Origin of the sequence: Pasteurella bettyae CCUG 2042 (genome assembly GCF_000262245.1) — a bacterium.
Lineage (GTDB): Bacteria > Pseudomonadota > Gammaproteobacteria > Enterobacterales > Pasteurellaceae > Basfia > Basfia bettyae.
On sequence record NZ_AJSX01000045.1, the window covers coordinates 1 to 1074 of the forward strand.

A 1074-nucleotide genomic window follows, 5' to 3' on the forward strand; every position below is an offset into this window, starting at 1 on the left:
AACTACTGGAGCGGCACCTTGACCAAAACGGTAAGATAAACCTGCTGTTACTGCACCAATTGATGGTTGATAATCAATACGATCACCATCTGCATCTTCAAATTTACCTACACGGTTAACCCATTGGTACTCAATACGTGCTGCTAATTCTGGTAAAATTGCATATTCAAGACCTGCTGCAAATACTGGAGATACTTTTAAGTCATGTGCTCTTTCTGAATTAAGATTGTAAGTTTTTACATCTGTACGAACTAATGCTGCACCAACACGAGCATAAGCATCTAAACCAGGAAGAACTTCATAGCTACCTTTTAAGCTTAAGTGTGCACCGTGAGCGGTTTGTTTAGCAACTGTATTGCCTTCTTCTTTATATTTAACACGACCAAAATCATCGTAACCTAATTCAACCGCTAAACCTAAATTATCACGATTTAGAATTTGGTAACCACCAAATACACCATAAGTTACAGAGTTACGGTTAAAACCTAAACCCTCTTCATCTGCTGTATATTTGATACCGTCATGATATGATGCCCAACCTGCTTTAGCACCTGCATAGAATGTATTTTCTTGTGGTGCTGCTTGTGCAACTGTTGTTGCTGCTAAACTAGCGATAGCTAATGCGATTGCAGTTTTTTTCATTTTGATGATCCTCTTAAATATTTTAGTCATCTTATTTAAAATTATTTATCAGCTATTATGCTGAATAAACACACCTGTGTTCTTATTTCTTAAGAACTAAACTTTGAAATAGATTTTCAAATAACTTAGTTTTAAGTGCTATAGTTAGATTTCGAATTTGCCCAACATATCCTTTTGACAAATTCACATCTTCAAGCATAAAAGTTCAAAGTGTCTTTCAAAAGTATGCGTATTATCTATCATAAAAGTACAAAATCAAATAATTTTTTTAATTTATATAAATTTTTTATCAAAAAAATCTTATATATTCTAAATATTAACGTGAATAATTAGCCTCTTCAAAACATTAATAGTCTTATTTTTCTTAAAAATATACCGCACTTAATAAAAAAGACCTAAATAATTATTTAGGCCTTTTTAAAATGGTTAAGT

General features: G+C 32.1%; 1 protein-coding gene. It reads right to left on the reverse strand.

Going from position 1 to position 1074, the window contains the following annotated elements; translation table 11 throughout:
- The coding region (locus HMPREF1052_RS09795) for an outer membrane beta-barrel protein (protein WP_005761635.1) at positions 1 to 642 on the reverse strand (642 nt) is incomplete at its 3' end.
- Between the last annotated feature and the right edge of the window lie 432 nt (positions 643 to 1074).